The sequence below is a fragment of the Burkholderia sp. AU32262 genome, from assembly GCF_020419985.1.
Lineage (GTDB): Bacteria > Pseudomonadota > Gammaproteobacteria > Burkholderiales > Burkholderiaceae > Burkholderia > Burkholderia semiarida.
This window is the reverse complement of the sequence record NZ_JAIZRS010000037.1, coordinates 1-23577: the sequence shown is the minus strand read 5'-3', so window position 1 is coordinate 23577 and position 23577 is coordinate 1. Positions and strand designations below refer to the sequence as shown.

Below are 23577 nucleotides of genomic sequence, written 5' to 3'. Positions count from 1 at the left end.
GCAACCGGCGTTCCCGGTTCGCCCCCCCCGGCACGCGACTTGCCGCAGCGAGGCAGACGACCATGACGACGCAGGCGCGACGGCGTGTCTGCTGCGCACACATCAAGCGGAGGCACGACGATGATTCCGAAACGACGACCAGGCGTGCGCTATGAGATCAACGTATGCGGGGGCGGATTCGATTCGGTGAAAAGCCATTTCGATACGTGGAAGCGCGAGCCGCTGATCTACCGCCCCGAGCGCCGGATGTTCGAAGGCAAGGCCGACGTGCGGCCGCTCGGCGACGAGACGTTCGGCGCGACCGAGCCCGCACGCTTCGCGCTGCAGCGGGCGTGCGAGCCGTCGGATCCGTACGCACTCGCCGCGCGCGTGCGCGACGACGGCCGCGAGCTGTGGCTGGTGATGGCGGCCTATGACGCGTAGCGGCGCGCTTGCAAGATTTTCAGCGAACGGTGTAGCGAAGGCATGGCGCTTCGCGCCGGACTGCGTACCGCGTATCCGCCCGCGTATCGATTCCCGCGCGGTCCCCGTGCGATCTCCGTGTGCGGGCGGCCCGGCCGCACGGCATGCGGTTTGCGAATCCTCGCCATGCGGCTGTCGCGCCGATCCCGACCGAATCCCGCAACGATGGAATTGCCGATGAAAAACGAACCCGCGCAGTGGCTGCAACGGCCCGAACCGCCGCTTCCCGACATCGAGCCGGACCCCGAGCCGCCCGACCCCGACGACGTGCCGCCGGACATGCCCGAGCCGTACCGGCAGCCGGAGGGCGATCCGCCCGGGCATGCGCCGCCGGAACGCGATCCGCCGTCGCGCGATCCGCCGTCGCGCGAGCCGCCGGTGCGGGCGCCGCCGGTGAGCGCGGCGCCGCGAACGACACCGGCAAGGGAGGGCCTGCGATGAGCATCCGCGTGAAACCCGGCCTGCTGCGCGACATCGCCGAAACGCTGGGCCGGCATTTCGAGGCGCGCGCGATCCCGTTCCATGTCGAGGAGCAACCGGCCGGCGCATTGCATATCGGCTTTCGCGTCGACGGCCATCCGGCGTCGCTGACCGTGACGTTCGACGGCGATGCATTCGCCGCGCTCGAACGGGCCGACGTCGGCCGGCAACGCGGCACGCTCACGCGCGTCGCGGCCGAATTCGACACGATGATGGCGCGCCGCGCACCGACCGCGTACGCGGGCGATTTCCATTTCAACCGGCTCTGAGCCGCGCCGCCACGGCGCGGCCCGCAGCCATGGGAGGAGCATTCGATGAACACGATCCAGACGATCCGCGTGGGCGCGTGTGCGTTGGCCGCCGCGTGCGCGCTGGGCGCATGCACGCAACCGGCCGGCGGCCCGTACGGCACGCGCGCGGCGCCGCCCGCGCCGCCCGACGGCCGCGGCGCGCAATCGACCACGACGATGCCGGACGCGAACACGCGCTACGACACGCGTCCGTCGCCGGGCAACACGATGCCGCCGGGCGCGACCGTCGGCCAACCGGTCGACGCACCGCCGCCCGGCCCGAACGGCACGCAGGGCGATCGGCCGCTGCCGGGCACGCCGCCGCCGATGCAGTACTGACAGGATGTTGCGGTGTGGCGCCGCGCCACGGCATGCGGCACCGCGATGCGGCCGGGGCAACGCGATGGCGAATCCGCACGCGCATCCGGCGCCATCGGCCCGAATCGTCGACCGCTTTACTCGACCGGTCGTAGGGCGACCGCATCGATGCGAAAGAGGACGGGCAGTCAGCCCAGGGCGGGGCCGCGTTTGCCCGAGCGAAATACGTGCCCCCAAACTTGCCCCGGCCTTGTAAAAAAGCAGGCTCCGGCGCGGGGCGACACGGGGTGCGAACCCCCGAGAGCCGCGCCCTGCCGCGCTTCGCGCGGCTGGCACGGATGCTGCATGACGTTCGGTAGAAGACACACCCGAACCGAACCGTCAGGAGGCTTTTGATGCCCGTCTCGCTTGCGCTGCAGATGCGACAGCATCTCGCACTCACGCCGAGGCTTCAGCAGTCGCTGCGGCTGCTGCAGTTGTCCTCGCTCGAATTTCAACAGGAATTGCGTCAGGCGCTCGACATGAACCCGTTTCTCGAAGACGGCCCGGGCGACGACGAAACCGCTGCCGCCACCCCCGAGCAACCGACCGAAGCGGCCGTGCCTGAAACGGCGCCCGAGCGCGACGAAATCCGCCCGCCGGACGGCGAGGTGCCGTTTACCGCCGCGCCCGCGCCGCGCGGCACGAGCCGCCAGGGCGACGACACCGACGGGCTGTCGCCCGGCGAATGGATGGCCGCCGAGCCGTCGCTGCATCAGCAACTGCACGATGCGCTGCGGCTCTATCCGCTCAACAAACGTGATCGCGAGGCCGCGCGCCTCGTGATCGATGCGCTCGACGACGACGGCTACCTGCGGCAGGAACTCCCTGAACTGCTGGTCGCCGCCGATCCCGCGTGGCTGCTGTCGGAGCAGGATCTGGCGGTCGCGCTGCGGCTCGTGCAGATGCTCGACCGGCCGGGTATTGCCGCGCGTTCGTTATCCGAATGCCTGGTGCTGCAACTGGACGCGATTCCGGCCGGCACGCCGGCGCTCGCGGAAGCGAAAGCGATCGCGCGCGAGCATCTGGAGCGGCTCGCGCGCCGCGAGACGGCCGAAATCCAGCGGCGCCTCGGCTGCAATCAGCAGACGCTGCAGGCCGCCTGCGCGCTGGTGCGCGGGCTCGACCCGCGCCCCGGCAATCACTACGGCAGCACGCGCGGCGACTACGTGGTGCCCGACGTGATCGTGCGTCAGGTGCGCGACGAGTGGATCGTCACGATCAATCCGGCCGTGCTGCCGCGTGCGCGGTTGCACGAGCGCTATGCGACGCTGTTCGCGCAGTCGAGCGGCGAGCGCGATTCGCCGCTCGGCCAGCAATTGCAGGAAGCGCGCTGGCTGATCCGCAACGTGCAGAAGCGCTTCGACACGATCCAGCGCGTGGGCGAATGCATCGTCGCGCGGCAGCGCGATTTCTTCCGCTACGGCGAGATCGCGATGAAGCCGCTCGTGCTGCGCGACATCGCGGAGGAACTCGACCTGCACGAATCGACCGTCTCGCGCGCGACCGGCAACAAGTACATGGCCACGCCGCACGGCACGTTCGAGTTCAAGCATTTCTTCCCGCGCAAGCTCGAGGCGGCTGGCAAGGGCGTGTGCTCGGCCTCCGCCGCGAAGGTGCTGATCCGCGACATGATCGCGGCCGAGCGGCATACCGATCCGCTATCCGACGTCGCGCTCGCCGAAAATCTCGCGGGCCGCGGCATTCTTCTTGCGCGTCGGACGGTGACCAAGTATCGCCAGGCGATGAAGATTCCGCCGGCCGACCTGCGGCGCCGCGACGCCGCGTGACGGCCTCATTGTTCCAACCATGCGCGCGCCGTCCGTCGCGTCGGCTCGCGCCAACGAGAGGAGCGCAATCATGCCAGCCAAATCCCAGGCGCAGCAGCGCGCCGCAGGGGCCGCGCCGTCGGCCAAGCGCGGTGACACGAAAATGAAGGATCTGAAGCCGCCGTCGAAATCGATGGCCAAGTCGATGAGCGAGAAAGAGCTCGAGAAAATGGCTTCCACGCCCACGCACGGCAAACCGAAACACAAGCACGATGCGTGAGCGCCGCCGACGTTTAGTGACGACCGCTGTCATCCAGGAGGGTTCCATGCTTCGATACGCCATCATCTTCTTCGTCATCGCGATCATCGCGGCGGTGTTCGGGTTCGGCGGCATTGCCGCCGGCGCGGCCGAGATCGCGAAGATCCTGTTCTACATCTTCGTCGTGATCTTCCTGGTCACGCTGTTGCTGGGGGTCGTGCGCCGATGACGGTCGCGCCCGACCGGTCGCGGCGCGTCGCGGAACTCGAGCACGCGTTCGCGATCGGCTTTCCGTCGCAGTCGACCGTCGTCGTTCACGAGGACGACGCGTCGGGCCGGCTGACGATCCACGTATCGTGGGTGCGCGTGCCCTCCGACGAGGATGCGCGCGAATGGCGCTGCACGGTCGACATGCGGTTCGATGCGGACGTGATCGAGCGCTACGCGCAGCTCGACACGGCCGACCGGCTGCGCGTGCGCACGCAACTGTGCGACCGCGCGCGGCGCGCGGTGGACGAGCACAAGCCGCGCGTCGAGGATGCCGTGATCGAATGCAACGTGGCGCTCGACGTGACGGCCGTCGAATTCGACGCGGCGCTGCGCGCGCCCTGACGCCGCCGGTCCGCGGCCGCTCATCGGCCGCCGGGCCGGCTTTCCCCGCCGTCCGCACGCGCGCGCCGCGGCGCGCCGGCGTGCATGGCGGCTCCCCATTCGAATACCAAGAGGACACCTGACGATGACGAATCCCCCATCCGCCGGCAAGACGCCCCCGACGCAGCCGCACGACAGCGCGAAGTCGCGCCAGCTCGAAGCGAACCGTGCGCGGCCCGACGGCGAGGCGTTGCGCACCAACCAGGGCGTGCGGATCGCCGACAACCAGAATACGCTGCGAGGCGGCGCGCGCGGCCCGTCGCTGCTCGAAGACTTCATCATGCGCGAGAAGATCACGCATTTCGATCACGAGCGCATTCCGGAGCGCGTGGTGCACGCGCGCGGCTCGGGCGCGCACGGCGTGTTCCGCGTCTACGAGCCGATGGCCGACTACACGAAGGCCGCGTTCCTGCAGGACCCGGCCGCCGAAACGCCGGTGTACGTGCGCTTCTCGACCGTGCAGGGGCCGCGCGGGTCGGCCGACACCGTGCGCGACGTGCGCGGCTTCGCGGTGAAGTTCTATACCGAGGAAGGCAACTACGACCTCGTCGGCAACAACATGCCGGTGTTCTTCATCCAGGATGCGATCAAGTTTCCCGACTTCGTGCATGCGGTGAAGCCCGAGGCGCCGAACGAGATGCCGACCGGCGCGTCCGCGCACGACACGTTCTGGGATTTCGTGTCGCTGGTGCCGGAAACCACGCACATGGTGCTGTGGCTGATGTCGGATCGCGCGCTGCCGGCGAGCTATCGCGCGATGGACGGCTTCGGCGTGCACACGTTCCGCTTCGTGAACGCGGCCGGCGTCGAGCGTTTCGTGAAATTCCACTGGCGGCCCGTGAGCGGCGCGTATTCGCTGCTGTGGGACGAGGCGCAGCGCATCGCCGGCCACGACCCGGATTTCAACCGGCGCGACCTGTGGATGGCGATCGAGCGCGGCGACTATCCGGAGTTCGAGCTCGGCGTGCAGATGATCGATCCGGCCGATGCCGACAAATTCGACTTCGACCTGCTGGATCCGACCAAGCTCGTGCCGGAAGAACGCGTGCCCGTGCGGCCAATCGGCCGGATGACGCTGAACCGCAACCCCGACAACTTCTTCGCGGAGACCGAGCAGGTTGCGTTTCACCCGGGCCACGTGGTGCCGGGCATCGATTTCACGAACGATCCGCTGTTGCAGGGGCGGCTGTTCTCGTACACCGATACGCAACTGAGCCGGCTCGGCGGCCCGAATTTCCACGAGATTCCGATCAACCGGCCGGTGTGCCCGTTCGCGAACAACCAGCGCGACGCGATGCACCGGCAGACGATCAACGTCGGGCAGGCGTCGTACGAGCCGAACTCGACGAGCGGCGGCTGGCCGCGCGAGACGCCGCCCGCGCCGTCCGGCGGCGGGTTCGAAACCGTGCCCGAGCCGCTCGAAGGCCACAAGGTGCGCGTGCGCAGCGAATCGTTCGCCGATCATTTCTCGCAAGCCGCGCTGTTCTACCAAAGCATGACCGAGATCGAGCAGCGGCATATTCGCGACGCGTACTGCTTCGAGCTCGGCAAGGTGACGCAGCCGCACATTCGCGAGCGGGTGGTCAACGAGATCATCGCGCGCTTCGACGCTGGGCTCGCCGCGCAGGTCGCCGAACGGCTCGGGCTGCCCGCGCCGCAGGCGGCCGCGACGCCGTCCGTCCCGCGGCCCTCGCCGGCGCTGAGCCTGATCGGCCGCGCGAAGCCCGGCATCCGCTCGCGCAAGATCGCGCTGATCGCGACGCCGGGCGTGAACCCGGTGCTCGTCGAGCAGGTGCGCGACGCGTTGCAGGCCGCGCACGCGGTGCCGACGATCGTCGCGCCGACGCTCGCGCCGATCGGCGGCATCGTGCCGGAGGCGACGCTCGCCGGCATGCCGTCGGTGATGTTCGACGCGGTGTTCGTGTGCGGCGGCGACGGCGATGGCCGCGATCTCGCGCACAGTGCCGACGCCCGCCATTTCGTGCGCGAGGCGTTCAAGCACCTGAAGCCGATCGCGGCCGTCGGCTCGGGGCGGCAATTGCTCAGCGCCGCGCACTTGCCGGATCCGGCTGAAGGCGTGTGCGTCGGGCAGGCTGTCGATCTCGACAAGGTGCTGGCCACGCTGTCGGATCACCTCGGCCAGCATCGCGTGTGGGCGCGCGAACAGCAGGCGGCGGAACTGCCGGCATAGGGCCGGCGGCGGTTCGCACCGGACGGCGCGCCTGCCCTCGGGCGGGCGCGCATCGGGCAAGGAGGAACAGCATGGCACCGCGGATGATATGGAAAGGCGCGATCAGCTTCGGGCTCGTGCACGTGCCCGTGCAACTGTTTCCGGCGACGCGCACCGTGAAGCCGTCGTTCCGGATGCTCGACAAGCGCTCGATGGACCCGATCGGCTATCGGCAGATCAACAAGCGCACCGGCAAGGAGGTCACGCGCGAGGACATCGTGCGCGGCTACGAGTACGAGAAGGAGCGCTACGTCGTGCTGACCGACGACGAAATCCGCGCGGCGAACCCGGAATCGACGCAGACCGTCGACATCCTGACCTTCGTCGACGAGGACGCCGTGTCGTTCCTCTATCTCGACACGCCGTACTACCTGGTGCCGGACCGCAAGGGCGAGAAGGTCTATGCACTGCTGCGCGACGCGCTGAAGGACAGCGGCAAGATCGGCATCGCGCTCGTCGTGATGCGCGACCGCCAGCACCTGGGCGCGCTGATCCCGGTCGGGCCGATGCTCGCGCTCGATACGCTGCGCTGGCAGGAGGAACTGCGGCCGCTCGACGAGCTGTCGGTGCCGGCCGACGACGCGAAGGGCGCGGGCGTCACCGCGCGCGAACTCGCGATGGCGAAGAAGCTGATCGACGACATGTCCGGCAAATGGACGCCCGATGAATATCACGACACGTTTCGCGACGACATCCTCGAACTGGTCGAGCGCAAGGTGCGCGCGGGCAAGGTCGAGGAGATCGAGGACCGGCCCGCGCAGACGGGCCGCGCGGCGACCAACGTGGTCGATCTCACCGAGCTGCTGAAGCGCAGCCTCAAGGGCGGCGCCGGCGCGCGCGCGGCGGATCTGCGTGACGAGCGCGACGAAGCGGAAGAGGAGGCGTCATCGTCGTCATCGTCGCGCCGCAAGTCGCCCTCGAAATCCGCGTCGAAAGGCGCGGCGACGAAAACCGCGGCGAAGCGCGGCACCGCGAAACGCGCGGCGAGCGAGCCTGCGGCGAAGAAGACCGCCGCGCGACGCAAGCACGCGGCGTGATGCCGATGACGCCGACTCCGATTTCGACGAGGTGACGCGATGGCCGGCAAGCTCGATCCGTATCGCCGCAAGCGCCATTTCGGCGCGACGCCCGAGCCCGAAGGCGCGCACGGGAAGCGTCGCGCGAAGGCGGAGGTGAAAGCGGGCACGAAGGCGAAGCCCGCCGCGCGCGCCCGCCACCCGCTGCGCTTCGTGATCCAGGAGCACCACGCGCGCCGGCTGCACTACGATTTCCGGCTCGAGCTCGACGGCACGCTGAAATCGTGGGCCGTGCCGAAGGGGCCGAGCTTCGATCCGCAGGTGAAGCGGCTCGCCGTGCATGTCGAGGACCATCCGCTCGAATACGCGTCGTTCGAAGGCGAGATTCCGGCCGGGCATTACGGCGCTGGGTCGGTCGTCGTCTGGGACGAGGGCACGTGGACGCCCGACGGCGGCGTCGCGCAGGCACGCGAAGGCTATCGGGCCGGCAAGCTGACGTTCCGGCTCGACGGCGAGAAGCTGCACGGCGGCTGGGCCCTCGTACGCAGCGGGCGCCAGGAGGGGCGTCAGGAGCAATGGCTGCTGATCAAGGAGCGCGACGACGACGCGCGCAGCGCCGATGAATTCGACGTGGTCGGCGAGCGGCCGGGCAGCGTGCATGACGGCGCGTCCGACGGCGCGGCGCGCAAGCGAGTGGCGCGACGCGGCGGATCGACCGGCGCGAACGGCGATTCACGGGCAACGCGACCTGCAAGCCGCGAAGGCAACGAAAGCCGGCGCCCCACCGATCCGTCGCAAGTCGAGGGCGCGGTGCGCGCGCCGCTGCCCGAGCGCGTCGCGCCGCAACTCGCGACGCTGGTCGACGCGCCGCCGACGCACGGCGGCTGGTGCTACGAACTGAAGTTCGACGGTTACCGGATCCTCGCGCGCATTGCCGGCAAGGGCGCGCGCCGGCGCGTCACGCTGATGACGCGCGAAGGCCGCGACTGGACCGCGAAGCTGCGCGCGCAGCGCGACGCGCTCGCGGCGCTCGACGTCGACGACGCGTGGCTGGACGGCGAGGCCGTCGTGCTCGGCGAAAACGGCCTGCCCGATTTCCAGGCGTTGCAGAACGCGTTCGGCACGGGCCGCTCGGATGCAATCACGTTCTTCGCGTTCGATCTGCCCTATCTCGACGGATACGACCTGCGTGACGCGCCGCTCACGGCCCGTCGCGCGCTGCTCGAACCGCTGCTCGCGAACAGCGACCCGACGCGCGTGCGTTTCTCGCCCGATCTCGGCGAGGACGTCGCGTCGCTGATCGCGAGCGCCTGCGACACGGGCCTCGAAGGGCTGATCGGCAAGCGCGCGGAGTCGCGCTATCGCGCCGGCCGTTCGCCCGCGTGGATCAAGCTCAAATGCCGGCGCCGGCAGGAATTCGTGATCGGCGGCTTTACGGAACCATCGGGCAGCCGGCACGGCTTCGGCGCGCTGCTGCTCGGCGTGCACGAACCGCCGCCGGCCGGCAAGCGGCGGCACGGGCCGGGGCCGCTGCGCTACGTCGGCCGCGTCGGCACGGGATTCGACGCGCGCATGCTCGACCGTCTCGCCGCGATCCTGCGCAAGCACGAGCGCGACACGATGCCGTTCGACGCACCGCCGCGCGAACGCACGCGCACGCGCGTGCACTGGGTCGAGCCGACACTCGTCGCCGAATGCGAATTCGCGGAATGGACCGGCGACGGCATCGTGCGGCAGGCCGCGTTCATCGCGCTGCGCGACGACAAGCCGGCGCAGCAGATCGTTCGCGAGATGCCCAGGCATACGGAAACGGAGGTGACGATGGATCAACGCCAGACCCCGCACGACGACAAACGCAAGCGCGCATCGCCTGCCGCTCACGAAACGGCCGCTCGCAAGCGCCGCGCACGTTCCGGCGCGGCCGCGCGCGCCGAAGGCGACGCGGCTGCGCCAGACTCGCTCGGCGGCGTGCGCATCACGCATCCCGAGCGCGTGCTCGACCCGCAAAGCGGCACGCGCAAGATCGATCTCGCGCAGTATTGGCAATGGGTCGCGCCGTGGCTGCTGCCCGACCTGAAAGGCCGGCCCGTCTCGCTCGTGCGCGCCCCGGGCGACATCGCCGGCGAGCTGTTTTTCCAGAAACACGCGGAGCGCCGCGAGATTCCGTTCGTCACGCAGCACGAAGGGCTCGATCCCGGCCACGGGCCGCTGCTGTCGATCGACAGCGTCGACGCGCTGCTCGGCGCCGCGCAAATGGGCACGGTCGAACTGCACACGTGGAACGCGCATGCGTCGAACATCGAGCGGCCCGACCGCATCGTGTTCGACCTCGATCCCGATCCGGCGCTGCCGTGGCGCACGATGATCGACGCCGCGCAACTGGTGCGCGGCCTGCTCGACGAGCTGGGGCTCGTGTCGTTCTGCAAGACGAGCGGCGGCAAGGGACTGCACGTCGTCGTGCCGCTCACGCGGCACGCGGGCTGGGACGACGTGAAGGATTTTTCGCGCGCGGTCGCGCAGCACGTCGCCGGCACGCTGCCCGAGCGTTTCACCGCGACGATGGGGCCGCGCCACCGGCGCGGCAAGATCTTCGTCGACTACCTGCGCAACGGGCGCGGCGCGAGCACGATCGCCGCGTATTCGGTGCGCGCGCGGCCCGGCATGGGCGTGTCGGTGCCGCTCGAGTGGGACGAGGTGCCGCAGACGACGGGCGGCGCGCAATGGACGATCGACACGTTGCACGCGCGGCTGGACGCGCTGAAGCGCGACCCGTGGGAAGGCTATGCGAAGGCGCGCCAGCGCATCACCGCGGCGATGCGGGCGCGGCTCGGCGCGGACACGTGAACCGTCAGCGCCGACGCTGCTGCAACCGGTAATACCAGTTCATCAGCGGCGTCGCGGAGACCCCGTGCGCCACCACCGACGCGGACACGACGGCCAGCACGGGCGCCGCCAGCGGGCGCACGGCCTCGGACGGCCCGTGCTCGAGCGCGAACAGCAGATAGTAGAACGAGCCGATCCCGCGGATGCCGAACCACGCCATCAGCCGCCGCTGCGCATGCGTCGCCCGCGACCCGACGAGCGTGAACAGCACCGCGAGCGGGCGCACGGCGACGAACAGCACGGTGGCCAGCGCGGCGGCGCCCCACGTGAACAGCGGGCCGGGCAGTGTCGACAGCACGCTGCCGATCATCGTCATCACGATCGCCTCCGCGATCCGTTCGAGCTCGATCGTGAAGCCGAGCACCGATTCGGCCATGAACGCATGCGCCTTGTCGGGGTGCTTTTCGGTCGCGACGACGTCTTCCGAATCGATCTGGCCGATCACTTCGCGCGGCGGACGGTCGCCGCTCGCACGATGCTCGACGCGCCGCATCGCGACGCCGGCCGCGAACGTCGCGATGAAGCCGAACGTGTGTGCGAGTTGCGCGGCGCCGAACGACAGCACGATCAGCGCGAGCGCGAAGAAGCCTTCGAGGCCGAGCGCCTGCGCGTGGCGCGTGCGCAGCCAGCCGATCGTCTTCGTCATGGCCCAGCCGAGCCCGCCGCCGATCGCCGTCGCACCGGCGATGCCCCACAGCGCGACCAGCGCGAACGTGCCGGACAGCGGCGGGATGCCGTGCGTCGCGCCCGGTGCGCCGCACAGCGCGAGCCCCGCGAGCGCGAACGGCAGCGCGATGCCGTCGTTCATCCCGCCTTCGCCGGACAACGCGAAGCGCACCAGATCGCGGTCGCCCGGGTCGTGCACCTGCACGTCGTGCGCGAGCACCGGATCGGTCGGTGCGAGGATCGCCGCGAGCAGCAGCGCGGGGCCCCAGCCGACGCCAAGCGCGAGCACCGTGCACGCGGCGAGCAGCGGCACGGTGACGACCATCGCGAGCAGCCCGAGGCGGCACGGCACGAGCCACAGCTTGTCGGACAGCGGCACGCGCAGCCGCAGCCCGATCGCGAACAGCGATACGAGCAGCGCGACTTCGACGATCGCGCGCAGCAGGGGGCCGTCGCGTTCGAGGTCGAGATGCAGCAGGCCGGCGCCGCTCGGGCCGAGCGCGACGCCGAGCACCAGGTAAATCATGGCCGAGCTGCAGGGCAGGTGGCGCAACGCGGACGTCACGACGCCCATGCCCAGCAGCACCGCGCCGATGATCAGGTACCAGAGGGTTTCGTGCATGTGTGATCGCAGCGGAGGGAAGACGGGCGACGCGCCAGCCGTCAGGGCTTGCGGCCGAACGCTTCGCGCAGCTTGCGCTTCGCGCGTTCGAGCGTTGCACGGCGCGTTTTCGGCAGGTTGCGGCCCGCGCGGTTCACGTAGAAGTTCAGCATCGACATCGCCGACTGGAACGGCGATGCCTTGCGGCGGCGGCTGTGTTCGGCCGAGTGTTTCAGCGACGCGGCGATCGCCGCCGGATCGTCGGATTTGAAGATGTCCGGCTCGATGTCGAGCGCATCGCTTTTTTGCGTGACTTCGCCAGACCAGCGCTGGCGGTGGTTCGGGTCGGCGCCGCGTGCGCGGCCGGGGCGGCGCGTGTGGCGCTTGCCGTGCGCGTGGGAAGCGGAAGCAGAAGCGGAAGGCATAAGGCAGAGGCTCCGTATGGGTCACGGACAAGTCGTGCGCAGCAGGGAAGCAAACTGCGTGCCGCATCGCGAACGTCGCCGGCGCGGCATGGGCCTTGCTGAAAGACCGGAGCAGGAATTTCCATCACGCGATCGTCCATAGGGAGAAAACGCCATGAAGTCAGTATTCGAATCGAAGTTCGTCGCGCGGCACGTGCTGGGCTGCGCGGCCGTCGCGATCGCCGCGGCCGCGCCGGCCGCGTGGGCGCAGAACTCGCAGCGCTCCGACGAGGGCACCGGCGCGCCAAACCCGTCGATGGACATGTCGACGCCGGGCACCAACGGCAATACGGCCGCGCCGCCGCCGCCGGCGGGCACCCAGCGGCATGGCGCGAAGCACGGAATGCGGTCGCACAGCGGGTCGGCCGGCCATGTGAAGCCGGGCGGCGGCCCGAACGGTGCCGGCCAGGGCGGCAGCGGCTCCCCCGGCGGCGGCGTCGGCGGCGGGTCCGGTGGGGCCGGCGGCACGGGCGGCTCGGGTGGCACGAGCGGGACGGGCGCCGGCAACGGCGGGTCGGCGGGCTCGACGGGCTCGACGGGCACGGGCGGCGGCGGGGCCGGCGGGACGGGCGGCGGTTCCAGCGGTTATTGACGGTGTCGTGCCGGCGCGGCCGGCACGGCGCGATGGCGGCGCGGTTACCCGGGACGGGCGCGCCGCCACCACGCAGGAGGACATCATGCAATCGAATTCCCGGATTTTTCTGGAGCACGACGAGATCGACGACGATGCAGGCGACATGGACGATCTCGACACGACGGTCCACGTGGACGTCGAAACGGGCAGGGTCATGTTCCATGCGGCGTGGGCGAACGCGGTCGAGGCGCCGCCCGAGGCGGCGCGGCACTCGGTCGTGCTCGCGCTCGAATGCTCGACGATGGAACGCTATGCGGACCTCGACGACGGCGCGCGGATGCGCGTGCATGCGATGTTGCATGACGCCGTGCAGCAGACGCTCGAACAGTTGCCCGATACCGACGAGAATCTGACGCTGACGGTCGAGCTGACCGACGCGATGCTCGACGCCGCGCGTCATTTGCAGTGATCGCGGCGCATCGAACGGGCGCACGGCGTCGGCTTACATCCCGTTGAAAAGTTTGCACCGCCGACCGTGACGAACGGGGCAGGCGAGACGACGAGAGGCATACGCACGCCGGCGCGCGGGTCGTTCCCCGATTGCAGGGCAATACAAGCGCGCATGGTTGCCGCGGCGTGCGGCAGCCTGCGGCGCCTCGAGCACGCGGCACGCCGATTGCTGCGCGACGAACACGGCATGACGTGTGCCACCCCTTCCACGGAGGCATTCATGAGCGGCAGGCTGGATCATTGCAAGGTAGCGATTCTCGCGGTCGACGGCTTCGAGGAAGCCGAGCTCGTCGAACCGCAGCGCGCGCTCGCGGCAGAAGGCGCGCAGGTGGACGTGATTTCGCAGAAGGGCGGCGAGATCCAGGGCTTCAGGCATGTCGACAAGGGCGAGCGCGTGAAGGTCGATCGCACGTTCGACGATGCGCGCGAAGGCGACTACGACGCGGTCGTGTTGCCGGGCGGCGTCATCAACGGCGACGCGATCCGGATGGTGCCCGCCGCGCGCGAATTCGTGACGGCGGCGGTGGGCGCCGGCAAGCCGGTCGCGGCGATCTGTCACGGCGGCTGGCTGCTGGTATCGGCCGGGCTGGTCGACGGCAAGACGATGACGAGCTGGCCGAGCCTGCAGGACGACATCCGTCATGCGGGCGGCAAGTGGGTGGACGAGGAAGTCGTGCGCGACGGCAACCTGATCACGAGCCGCAAGCCGGCCGACCTGCCCGCGTTCAACGGCGCGCTGGTCGAGCGTCTCGCGGCGCGGGGGGCGTGAGCCGATGACGACAGGTTCCCCGCGCGCCGTCACGCTGACCGACGAACCGCCCGCGTTCGACGGCGCGGCGCTGCAAATGCGCTTCGTCGTCGAGGTCGGTGGCGTGCCGCATGACTGCGCGATCACCGTCGAGGCGCTCGAAGACCATTTCGGCGCGCGCTCCGCGCTGGAAGCCGACTTGCGCGACGCATTCGAGCGCGGCCGTGCGCGGATCGAAGCCGCATGCGCGGACGTGCTGGCGAGTGGCAACCACGACGTGGTGCTGCACAGCGGGTATTTCCGTGCGCCGGCAGGCGCAGCGAGGGCCGGGCTGTTTCGCTCGCGGCGGCCCTGAATCGGGCGGGCGTCCGCTCGGCGCCTTCAGCTTGAAACTCGACAGCCGGCTGACGCTGTTTCAGCGCGGCATGAGCGAAGTTGGGTTGCTCGCCTCTCGCTACGATCATGGTGCAAAGCACGTCAATCAGACCGGTCCGATTTTGCCTGTTCCGTAGCATTTGAGAAACGTTCTCCGTTTCTCAAAAATTATTCCGAATACGGTTCATCGATCTAACAAGTACCAGCGTCAGAGCGATGAACAAAGAGACCTACCGTCTGGTGCATTCCAGGCGCCGAGGGATGGCGGTCGCAGTCGCGGAAACCGCGACCACCACGGGGAAATCAGCGAGCGGCGACGCGCGTGCGCGCCGCACATCCCGCAGGGCGTCCATCGCGACGCTGGCCGCCGCGCTCGGTGCCATGCCCGCGATCCCCTGGGCGCAAATCGCACCGACGCCAGGCACCCCGACCCACGTCATCCAGACGCCGAACGGCTTGCCGCAGGTCAACATCGCCGCGCCGAGCGGTGCCGGCGTATCGGTCAACAACTACGATCGGTTCGATGTGCACCGCAACGGCGCGCTGCTGAACAACTCGCCCGCGATGGTGCACACGCAGCAGGCGGGGATGATCAACGGCAACCCGAACTTCGGCCCCGGGCAATCGGCACGCATCATCGTCAATCAGGTCAACAGCACGGCCGCCAGCCAGATTCGAGGCTATGTGGAGGTCGCGGGCAACCGCGCGGAAGTGGTGCTCGCGAATCCGGCCGGCATCGTGGTGGACGGCGGCGGTTTCATCAATACCAGCCGCGCCACCTTGACGACCGGGCGGCCGTACTATGGTGCCGACGGCTCGCTCGCCGGCTACCACGTGAATCGCGGGTTGATCACGGTCCAAGGCGCGGGTCTGGACGCATCGAGCGTCGATCAGGTCGATCTGATCGCGCGCGCCGTGCAGGCCAATGCAGCGATCCACGCGAAAAAACTGAACGTGATCGCAGGCGCCAGTCAGGTCGATCGCGATACGCTCGCCGCGACGCCAATCGAGGGCGATGGCGCCGCGCCGGGCGTCGCCATCGACGTCAGCCAATTGGGCGGCATGTACGCCGAGCGGATCCTGCTCGTCTCGAACGAACGCGGCGTAGGGGTGGCGAACGCCGGGACGATCGCCGCGCAGTCGGGCGATCTGACGCTGCAGTCGAACGGCCAGCTCGTGCTCGGTGGCAAGACGAACGCGACCGGCAATCTCGCAATCACCGCGCAAGGCGGTATCCGGAACGACGGCACGACGTACGGGCAGCGCAACGTGTCGGTATCGACGACCGGCACGCTGTCGAATAACGGTGCCCTGGCCGCACGGCACGCACTCAACGTCTCGGCCGACAGCGTCGCGTCGACGGGCTCGTTGGGCGCGGGCGTCAATGCGGACGGCGCGGTAACCCATGACGGCGACCTGATCGTCACCGCGACCGGTCAGCTGACGGCGAACGGCCGGAACGTCGCGGGCGGCAACGTCGCATTCACGGGCAGCGGCATCGACCTGTCGGGCTCGAAGACGGCTGCGAACGCAAACGTTTCGCTGCTTGCTCACGCTGGCGGCCTGAACCTGACGAACGCGACGACCAGCGCGCAACGTGCGATCGATGCACGTGCCGCAGGCGTACTCGTCAACGACCACGGTACGCTGTCGAGCCAGGCTGGCACGACGCTCGCGGCCCGCGCGCTGTCGAATCGTGGCGGACAGCTTTCGGCAGTCGGCCCGCTTGCAATCGATACATCGGGACGGCTCGAGAACCAGGGCGGCACGCTCGTCACGGACGGGGCGTTGACGCTCAGTGCCGGCGATATCGCAAACCGTGCCGGCACGATGCAAAGCGGCGGCGCGCTGTCGGTGAAGGGCGCGTCGCTCGACAACTCGGCGGGCCGGATCGTGTCGCTCAATGGCGACGGCCTGACACTGTCGGCGACCGGCCGGCTGACGAATGCCGGCGGCACGACGGCGACCGGTGTGCAAGGTGGCGTGATCGGCGGCAACGGAGACGTGACCGTGCAGGCGGGTAGTGTCGTGAATCACGGCAGCCTGACGGCACAGCACGCACTGCAAGTCACGGCGGCCCTGGTCGACAACCGCGACGGCGCGATGGCGGCGGATCGGCTGAACGTGAAGACCACGGATCTGCACAACGCGCGCGGCACGCTCACGCAGTACGGCAGTCAGGAAACGACGGTCGACGTCAGCGGCACGCTCGACAACGCGAGCGGTACGATCCAGACCAACGGCACGAACCTCACACTGGCACCGGCGGCGCTCGACAACGCGAGCGGGATGATCGTGCACGCCGGTACCGGCACGCTGGCGCTGATGCCGGGCCTCGGTTCGGGGCTGCTGACGAACGCCGGTGGCACGATCCTGAGCCGTGGCACCATCGGGTTGTCGGCAGGCGCCTTCGACAACATCGGCGGCACGTTGGCCGCGCTCGGTTCGATCTCGGCCCACATCGGCGGCGAACTGAACAACACGGGCGGCGCGCTTGCCGCGAACGGTGACGTGACGCTCGATGCCGGTTCCATGACCAACGGACGGGGCGGCCAATTGAACGGCGCGAATGTACTGCTTCGCGCAAATAGCCTGAACAACGACGGCGGCGGAATCACCGGCGCCGGCGGCGACGTCGGCATCACGACTGCCGGCGCAGTCTCCAACGCGGGTGGCCAGATCGGCGCGATGCGCGATCTGTCGATTCGCGCGAGCACGCTCTACGGCGGTGGAGCGTATAGCGCGGCGAACGATCTGGCGTTGTACTTGCGCGGCGATTTTACGAACACGTCGGACTACCAGTTCAATGCAGGCCGCAATCTGGCGTTCACACTGCCGGGGACGTTCAACAACGACGCCGGTCTGATGAGCGTGAACGACCTGAGCGTCGATGCGGGCGACGTCGTCAACAGTGGCGCAATGGCAGCGGGCGGCCGGCTGCGCACGCAGTCGAACACGCTGATCAACACCGGCACGCTGGTGGGCGCAAGCGTGTCGCTCTCGGCTGCGTCTGCGCTGGCGAACGTCGGGCCGACCGCGCTGATCGGGGCGTCTGCCAGCGATGGGCTGCTCGAACTGCTCGCGCAAAACATCGAGAACCGCGACGACACGACGACAACCGATACCCCGGCGCTGACCGCGATCTACGGTCTTGGCCGTGTGGTGCTGGCGGGTGGCAAGGATGCAGCCGGCCAATACACGAAGGCTGCGCATATCCTGAATCAGTCAGGCCTGATCCAGTCGGACGGCGACATGGCGCTGCATGCCGATCTCGTGACGAACACGCGTCGCGAGATGCAAACGGCATGGACCTCGCAAGTCGATGCCACGCTGCTCGAGCGGCTCGGGATCAGTCTGTCCGGCCGCACCGGCCAGGTCGGCGTCAAGGATCCGGACAGCATCGGCGGCGTCTACGTCGAGCCGCCGCATGGTGGCGAGTACAACAGCACGTACCAATACACGACCTATACCGGCACGCCGCTGGCGAACCTTGTCTCGAAGATCAGTCCGGCCGCGCAGATCGTGGTGGGCGGGAGTCTGAACGCGTCGTCCGTCGACACGTTCCAGAACTACTGGAGCCAGGTGACGGCGGCAGGCGATATCGAGATACCGCGCACGCTCGATCAGGATAGCTGGAGGGGACAGCTCGCGCCGCAGGTCAAGGTGACCTACACGGGCAAATATTGGTACCGAAACTACGACGGCACCAAGTTCTGGAGCTATTCGTTCTGCGACACGCCGGGCTGCAATGCGCCATCGGACATTCGCGAGTACGCGCTGCCGAGCTACGAATCGAGCTTCGTCGCGAACGGCACGCTCTCCGGCACGGGCGTGAGTATCGACAACCCGGCCGGCAATGCGGGGCGCCCACCGATCGGCCTGCCGCCGGGTGTCGACGTTGGCGCCGTCGGCGGCGGCATCGACCGCGTGATCGCGAGCGCGACGGCGGTCGACGTGCTGAAGAACCTGACGATTCCGCAGGGCGGCCTGTTCCATCCGAACCCGGCGCCGAACGCGAACTACCTGATCGAGACGAACCCGGCGTTCACGAGCCGACGCGCGTTCATGTCGAGCGACTACTATCTGCAGCAGCTCGGGCTGAACCCGGAGCAGACGGCGAAGCGCGTTGGCGACGGGTTCTACGAGCAATGGCTGGTGCGCAATCAACTCACCTCCCTGACCGGCAAGGCGGTGCTCGGGCCGTACACGGACATCGAATCGATGTATCAGGCGCTGTTGTCGTCGGGTGCCGCGCTGTCGAAATCCCTCGATCTGCCGCTCGGCGCGAGCCTGTCGGCCGAACAGGTCGCGCAGCTCACGAGCAACGTGGTGCTGCTGGAGACGCGTGTCGTCGACGGGCAATCGGTGCTGGTGCCAGTCGTGTATCTCGCACAGGCGAGCCGGCAGGACATGAACGGCCCGCTGATCGCAGGCGGAAACGTCGATCTGAAGGACGTGCGGTCGTTCTCGAACAGCGGCACGCTCCGCGCCGCGGACAGCCTTTCGATCGGCGGCCGGAGCCTCGACAACCGCTTCGGTGCGCTGCAAAGCGGCGGCCGGATGACGCTGGTGACGACCGGGACAGTCGATCTGACCTCGGCAAGCGTAAAGGCCGGCGGTCTGGCGCTGGCAGCAGGCGGCGACCTGATCCTCGATACCGCGACGCACACGCGCAGCCAGGCGAGCGCAGACGGCGCGACGCGCGTGTCGACGACGCTCGGACCGCAAGCGGGCATCGACGTGGCCGGCGACGCGGCGATCGCGACGGGCGGCAGCTTCCGGCAGAACGCGGGCAATCTGAGTGTCGGCGGCGATCTCGGGATGCAGGTCGGCGGCGACTGGACGCTCGGCGCGCAGCAGGTCGGCGAGCACAAGGTAGTCGAGCGCGCGAACGGCGTGTCGGACACGGAAGTCAATCGATCCATCGGCAGTGCGGTCAAGGTCGGCGGGAAGTCGGCGATCGTCGTAGGAAGGGATCTCACCGCGAAGGGGGCGCAGATCGAACTGGGCGGTGGCGGTGCGGTCGTGGCCGGCGGCACCGTGACACTGGGCGCGGCGAGCGCGACGTCGACCGTGAACAGTACCAGCTCGGGTAACGAGGGCAGCCGCGGCTATGCCGAGTCGCTGCACACGTCGGATCAGGCCCTGAGCGGCACGACGCTGACCGGTGGCGAAAGCGTGGCGATCGTGGCGGGTAAAGACCTGAACGTGATCGGCAGCGCGATCGGTCTGGACAAGGGCAATGTGACGCTGGCTGCCGCGGGCGACGTGAACATCGGTGCGGCGACCGGGACGCACGAACTGAATGCGCACGAAACGCACAGCCGCAGCGGCGTGGTGAGCGGCACGAAGGTCGCGAGCGGGATCGACCAGACGATGACGCTGAACCAGGGCAGCCTGGTATCGGCCGATGGCGTGACGATCGCTGCTGGCCGCGATCTGATTATCCAGGGCAGCACGGTCGTCGGTACGAACGACGTCGCGCTGAGCGCGGCGCGCAACGTGACCGTCGCGACGACGCAGGATACGCTCGCGTCGTCGAGCTACTACCAGAAGAAGGAAACGGGGCTGATGTCGGGCGGCGGCCTGTCGGTGTCGGTGGGCAGCAGTTCGCTGAAGACGACGAGCCAGACGAGCGAGGTGTCGAATAATGGCAGCACGATCGGCTCGCTCAACGGCAATCTGAGCATCGTCGCCGGGAACGACCTGCGTGTGACGGGCAGCGACCTGATTGCCGCGCGGAACATCAGCGGCACGGGCGCGAACGTGACGATCGATGCGGCACAGGCCACTGGTCATCGCGCGCAGACGCAGGAAGTATCGAAGAGCGGGTTGACGCTCGCGCTGAAGGCGCCGGTGATCGACGCCGTGTCGAACGTGGTGGGCCAGTCGCGCGCAGCCGGCAAGAGTCAGGATGGTCGTGCGGCCGCACTGCACGGGATGGCAGCCGCGAGCGGGGCAATCGATGCGGTGGGCGCAGGCGCGGCGGCATTGGCCGGAGGCGCGACACCCGAGTTCAAGGTCGAACTCAGCGTCGGCAGCAGCCACAGCAAGAGCGCGTTCAGCGAGGACAGCGTGACGAATCGCGGCTCGAATGTGAACGCCGGCGGAACGGTGGCGTTTGCGGCAACCGGCAACGGTCAGGCGGGCAGCGGCAATGTGACGATTGCCGGATCGAACGTGAACGCGAGCGACGTGATTCTGGCCGCGAAGAACGACGTCAACATCGTCAATACGACGGATACCGATTCGACGCGCAGCACGAACGAGTCGAAGAGCGCGAGCGTGGGTGTGTCGGTCGGCACGGGCGGGTTCGGTATCTCGGCGGCGATGTCGAAAGCCAACGGCGACGGTAACAGCGATCTGGCCACGCAGAACAACAGCCACGTGAATGCTGCAAACGGTGTGACGATCATTTCGGGCGGTGATACGAACATCATCGGCTCGAACGTGAAAGGCAATCAGGTGAATGCCGACGTAGGCGGAAACCTGAACATCGCCAGCGTGCAGGATACGCTGGCGAGCGCGGCGCATCAGTCGAGTTCGGGTGGCGGTTTCAGCATCAGTCAGGGTGGCGCCAGCGCGAGCTTCAGCCAGAGCAAAGGGAATGCGACGGGCAGCTATGCGGGTGTCGATGAGCAGGCCGGCATTCAGGCGGGCGATGAGGGCTTCAATATCAACGTCACCGGCAATACGGACCTGAAGGGTGGGTTGATCGCGAGTAGCGCGGATGCGTCGAAGAATTCGTTGACGACAGGTTCCCTCACCTTCTCGGACATCCAGAACCAGTCGCACTACGATGCGAGCTCGAGTGGCTTCAGTGCGGGCGCGACGACAGGCGATGGCGGGATGAACTACAGCACGCATGGAAGCGCGTCGGGCAAGAACGCGGGTGGTGCCGCGCCCATGCTTGGCCAGAACGACAGCGGAAGTGATAGCGCGACGACGAAGAGCGGTGTCAGCGCCGGAACGGTCACGATCACGGATTCGGCGAACCAGAAGCAGGATGCGGCGAGCTTGAGCCGCGATACGACGAACACGAACGAGACGGTCGCCAAACTGCCCGACGTGCAGAACCTGCTGGCCAATCAGTCGGACATGATGGCTGCAGCCAGCGCGGCCGGCGAAGCGGTGTCGCGCCGGATCGGAGACTACGCGGACAAGATGATGAAGGATGCGGCTGCCAACGGTGACCAGGCAGGTGTCGACGCGTGGAAGGAAGGCGGAGCGAATCGCGCGCTGATGCAAGGTGCTGGTGCGGCGCTCGTGACGGGCCTGGCCGGCGGCAACGCGGTTGGCGGTGCTGCCGGCGCGGCGGTCGCGTCGATTGCCGCAGGCAAACTGAACGAACTGAGCAGCGCGATCGCAGGCAGTGATCCGACCGGCAATGCCAATATGAATCAGGCGCTGGGCAACATCGTGGCGAACGTGATCGCGACGGGGGCCGGCGCCGCCGTGGGCGGCGACGCGGGAGCGTTCTCGGGGTACAACGTCGACCGATTCAATCGCCAACTTCACTCCGAAGAAAAGAAAGTCATACATGAATTGGCCAACGGCGATCCTAACAAGGAGCATCGACTGGAAGCGGCCGGATGTGCACTCGTCCACTGTGCAGCCGAGTACGCACCGGGTACGGCAGACTACGCAAAGTACTCGGCGCTGGAGCAAGAAGGTGCCGGTTATACGGCCGAACAGACTCAACTGAAGAATTACAATGGGACGTACTTCGCGGCTTCGGGCTACGGTGGCATGGTAAAGCTAACGCCGGCGAGCGGTTTGTTTCAGTACAGCGCTGATGATTTGCGAGCTGACAGTAACGCATTCGTCTCGAATGTACTCTCCACACGCCCCGGAAAGCTGGATTACGTATCTATCGGGGGAGCGGCTTTTGGTAGTTCGGCGGGTATTTCTATTAATTTGCATAATGGAAATGTTTATCTTGGAGGGGGCGGTGCTGTCCCGGTGGTACCGGGAGCGTCCGTTACCGTCGGCGTTATTCCGACTGCGGCTAATCAAGCTCCCACTATTCAGGCAGATAAAACTGATAATTTTCTTGCGGGCGCATCACTTGGTGTAAATATGTGTGCGTACGGGGCGTGTGTCGGTGGCAATCACGCTTTCGGCGGAGATACATCCGTAGAAGTGGGTGTAGGTTTTGGCGGGATTACACGTGCGCCAAATCTGGGTGGAGGTGGTTCCACCAGTGTTAGTTTTCCAGTTTTTACAATTCCTGGCATGCAACCTAAACGGAGATGATTGCTCGCATGACGAAGATGAAATTCGATAAACGAGTTTGGATGGTTGTCGCTGTTATTGTGTTTATTGTAGTGATTTATGGATTGAGAAATAATCCTGTTGACGGGCAAGAGAAGCTTGATGTTATGCGGCGCGATATGGATGTGATTTTGATGAATGGGGGCGTCGTGGCAGTGAGGTCTCAAAGCTATAAATATGGGGCCGCATATTTATATGTGGGGGTCGACGCGAAGTCATGGTCGCCAGAATTGGCGGATAAGTACAGTCGAGGACTAGTGGATATTGGTTGGAGGGAAGTTAATTCAGATGAAGTGGTGATTCTTTGTAAAAAAGGGATTAGTGCCGAAGTGCAGCGGGGGATGGAGCGTGGTGACGGGAAGGCAGTGTATGGAATTAATATGACTTATAACGCTTTGACGATTCGCAGATGTAAGGCGGGTTGATTTGATAAAATCAATCGGCAGATTGCGATACTGCGAAAGCTAATGATTAGATGTTGATGAATGGTGTGATTGGTGCAGTAACATATGCCTATGGCGAAACTGGCGCGGTTGACTTTGGCGTTGGTCAGACGAATTCTGTTCACTTTGGTGTAGTGCTATGGGACCATTCGATCAAAGTGACTGAAGATGGAAATGGAAGGCTTAAATGGCTGCAGTCGGCGGAGGCCCGAATCGAGAAAAGTGGGCCAAGATGATGCATAGGCAAAAAAATTGCTTACTGGGTTGCTGTAACCGCTGCCGGTGTATTTATTGGTGCACTGCTGATAAGGAAATGGTTTTTTAGGCGTTATACCTACTGACTAGATTAATAGGCGATCGGTAAGCTAAACGAACTGAGGAGCGCGATCGCCGGCAGTGAGCCTATCCGAACCTTTGTGTGTGAGGCATAAACTGATGGCCAAGGAGCCACGTTATGCCACGCAAACGTAAGGAAGAAGCGACCGTAGAACCGGGCAAGGGCTTGAACCTGGACCCGGAACTGAT

The 23577-nt window shown here is 67.2% G+C and carries 20 protein-coding genes and 1 pseudogene; 19 read left to right on the top strand and 2 right to left on the bottom strand.

Annotated elements, in window-relative coordinates; translation table 11 throughout:
- Positions 1-120 precede the first annotated feature (120 nt).
- The 11 genes from LGN10_RS30400 (at position 121) to ligD (ending at position 10358) form a co-directional block, all read left to right on the top strand.
- Positions 121-423 carry a hypothetical protein gene (locus LGN10_RS30400; RefSeq protein WP_059575029.1) on the top strand — a complete coding sequence of 101 codons (303 nt, stop codon included), beginning with the start codon at positions 121-123 and terminating at the stop codon, positions 421-423.
- A 216-nt stretch (positions 424-639) separates the two neighbouring features.
- Positions 640-903 (top strand): hypothetical protein, encoded by a 264-nt coding sequence (locus LGN10_RS30395; protein WP_226225989.1) that lies wholly within the window; start codon positions 640-642, stop codon positions 901-903.
- The gene (locus LGN10_RS30390; RefSeq protein WP_226093990.1) at positions 900-1211 is read left to right on the top strand and encodes a hypothetical protein; all 312 of its coding nucleotides are present in this window, start codon (positions 900-902) and stop codon (positions 1209-1211) included. Before LGN10_RS30395 ends, LGN10_RS30390 begins: the two co-directional genes overlap by 4 nt.
- A 45-nt stretch (positions 1212-1256) precedes the next feature.
- Positions 1257-1571 (top strand): hypothetical protein, encoded by a 315-nt coding sequence (locus tag LGN10_RS30385; RefSeq protein WP_226225987.1) that lies wholly within the window; start codon positions 1257-1259, stop codon positions 1569-1571.
- 374 nt (positions 1572-1945) lie between these two features.
- Positions 1946-3379 (top strand): RNA polymerase factor sigma-54, encoded by a 1434-nt coding sequence (locus LGN10_RS30380; protein WP_226225986.1) that lies wholly within the window; start codon positions 1946-1948, stop codon positions 3377-3379.
- A 70-nt stretch (positions 3380-3449) separates the two neighbouring features.
- Positions 3450-3638, top strand: coding sequence for a DUF3008 family protein (locus LGN10_RS30375; protein ID WP_226225985.1), 189 nt, complete (start codon positions 3450-3452; stop codon positions 3636-3638).
- 46 nt (positions 3639-3684) lie between these two features.
- Positions 3685-3846: a DUF1328 family protein gene (locus LGN10_RS30370; protein ID WP_006498332.1), complete on the top strand. Its 162-nt coding sequence runs from the start codon at positions 3685-3687 to the stop codon at positions 3844-3846.
- Positions 3843-4229, top strand: a complete 387-nt coding sequence (locus LGN10_RS30365; protein WP_226225984.1) for a DUF3022 domain-containing protein — start codon at positions 3843-3845, stop codon at positions 4227-4229. The genes LGN10_RS30370 and LGN10_RS30365 overlap by 4 nt, the downstream gene beginning before the upstream one ends.
- A 124-nt stretch (positions 4230-4353) precedes the next feature.
- On the top strand, positions 4354-6459 hold the full coding sequence (katE, locus tag LGN10_RS30360; protein ID WP_060310431.1) for a catalase HPII: 2106 nt from the start codon (positions 4354-4356) through the stop codon (positions 6457-6459).
- A gap of 71 nt (positions 6460-6530) precedes the next feature.
- A complete protein-coding gene (locus LGN10_RS30355) occupies positions 6531-7535 on the top strand; it encodes a Ku protein (protein WP_059575035.1) in 1005 nt (334 codons plus the stop codon).
- Positions 7536-7574: 39 nt separating this feature from the next.
- Complete coding sequence (gene ligD, locus LGN10_RS30350) at positions 7575-10358, top strand: DNA ligase D (RefSeq protein WP_226225983.1); 2784 nt, start codon at positions 7575-7577, stop codon at positions 10356-10358.
- Between the two features lie 4 nt (positions 10359-10362).
- Here the strand turns inward: ligD and LGN10_RS30345 are convergent, their stop codons facing one another.
- Both LGN10_RS30345 and LGN10_RS30340 read right to left on the bottom strand, forming a co-directional pair.
- Positions 10363-11685, bottom strand: a complete 1323-nt coding sequence (locus LGN10_RS30345) for a cation:proton antiporter (RefSeq protein WP_226225982.1) — start codon at positions 11683-11685, stop codon at positions 10363-10365.
- A 41-nt stretch (positions 11686-11726) separates the two neighbouring features.
- Complete coding sequence (locus LGN10_RS30340; RefSeq protein WP_060310428.1) at positions 11727-12089, bottom strand: DUF3175 domain-containing protein; 363 nt, start codon at positions 12087-12089, stop codon at positions 11727-11729.
- A gap of 154 nt (positions 12090-12243) precedes the next feature.
- On the opposite strand from LGN10_RS30340, the gene LGN10_RS30335 reads away from it, so the two are divergent.
- The 8 genes and pseudogenes from LGN10_RS30335 (at position 12244) to LGN10_RS33865 (ending at position 23288) form a co-directional block, all read left to right on the top strand.
- On the top strand, positions 12244-12720 hold the full coding sequence (locus LGN10_RS30335; RefSeq protein WP_226225981.1) for a hypothetical protein: 477 nt from the start codon (positions 12244-12246) through the stop codon (positions 12718-12720).
- A gap of 85 nt (positions 12721-12805) precedes the next feature.
- Positions 12806-13171, top strand: a complete 366-nt coding sequence (locus LGN10_RS30330; protein WP_059575213.1) for a DUF3022 domain-containing protein — start codon at positions 12806-12808, stop codon at positions 13169-13171.
- 261 nt (positions 13172-13432) lie between these two features.
- Positions 13433-13981, top strand: a complete 549-nt coding sequence (locus LGN10_RS30325; protein ID WP_060310426.1) for a type 1 glutamine amidotransferase domain-containing protein — start codon at positions 13433-13435, stop codon at positions 13979-13981.
- 4 nt (positions 13982-13985) lie between these two features.
- Positions 13986-14315 (top strand): DUF1488 domain-containing protein, encoded by a 330-nt coding sequence (locus tag LGN10_RS30320; protein WP_226225980.1) that lies wholly within the window; start codon positions 13986-13988, stop codon positions 14313-14315.
- A 31-nt stretch (positions 14316-14346) separates the two neighbouring features.
- Positions 14347-14472: a hypothetical protein gene (locus LGN10_RS33585; protein ID WP_256940252.1), complete on the top strand. Its 126-nt coding sequence runs from the start codon at positions 14347-14349 to the stop codon at positions 14470-14472.
- Positions 14473-14551: 79 nt separating this feature from the next.
- Positions 14552-21334 (top strand): annotated as a pseudogene (locus LGN10_RS30310) (hemagglutinin repeat-containing protein); the annotation flags it as partial.
- Positions 21335-22599: 1265 nt separating this feature from the next.
- Entirely contained in the window at positions 22600-23034 is a 435-nt protein-coding gene (locus LGN10_RS30305) for a hypothetical protein (protein ID WP_143328778.1), read from the top strand.
- Positions 23035-23084: 50 nt separating this feature from the next.
- Positions 23085-23288 (top strand): polymorphic toxin type 22 domain-containing protein, encoded by a 204-nt coding sequence (locus LGN10_RS33865; RefSeq protein ID WP_143328779.1) that lies wholly within the window; start codon positions 23085-23087, stop codon positions 23286-23288.
- Positions 23289-23577: the final 289 nt, after the last annotated feature.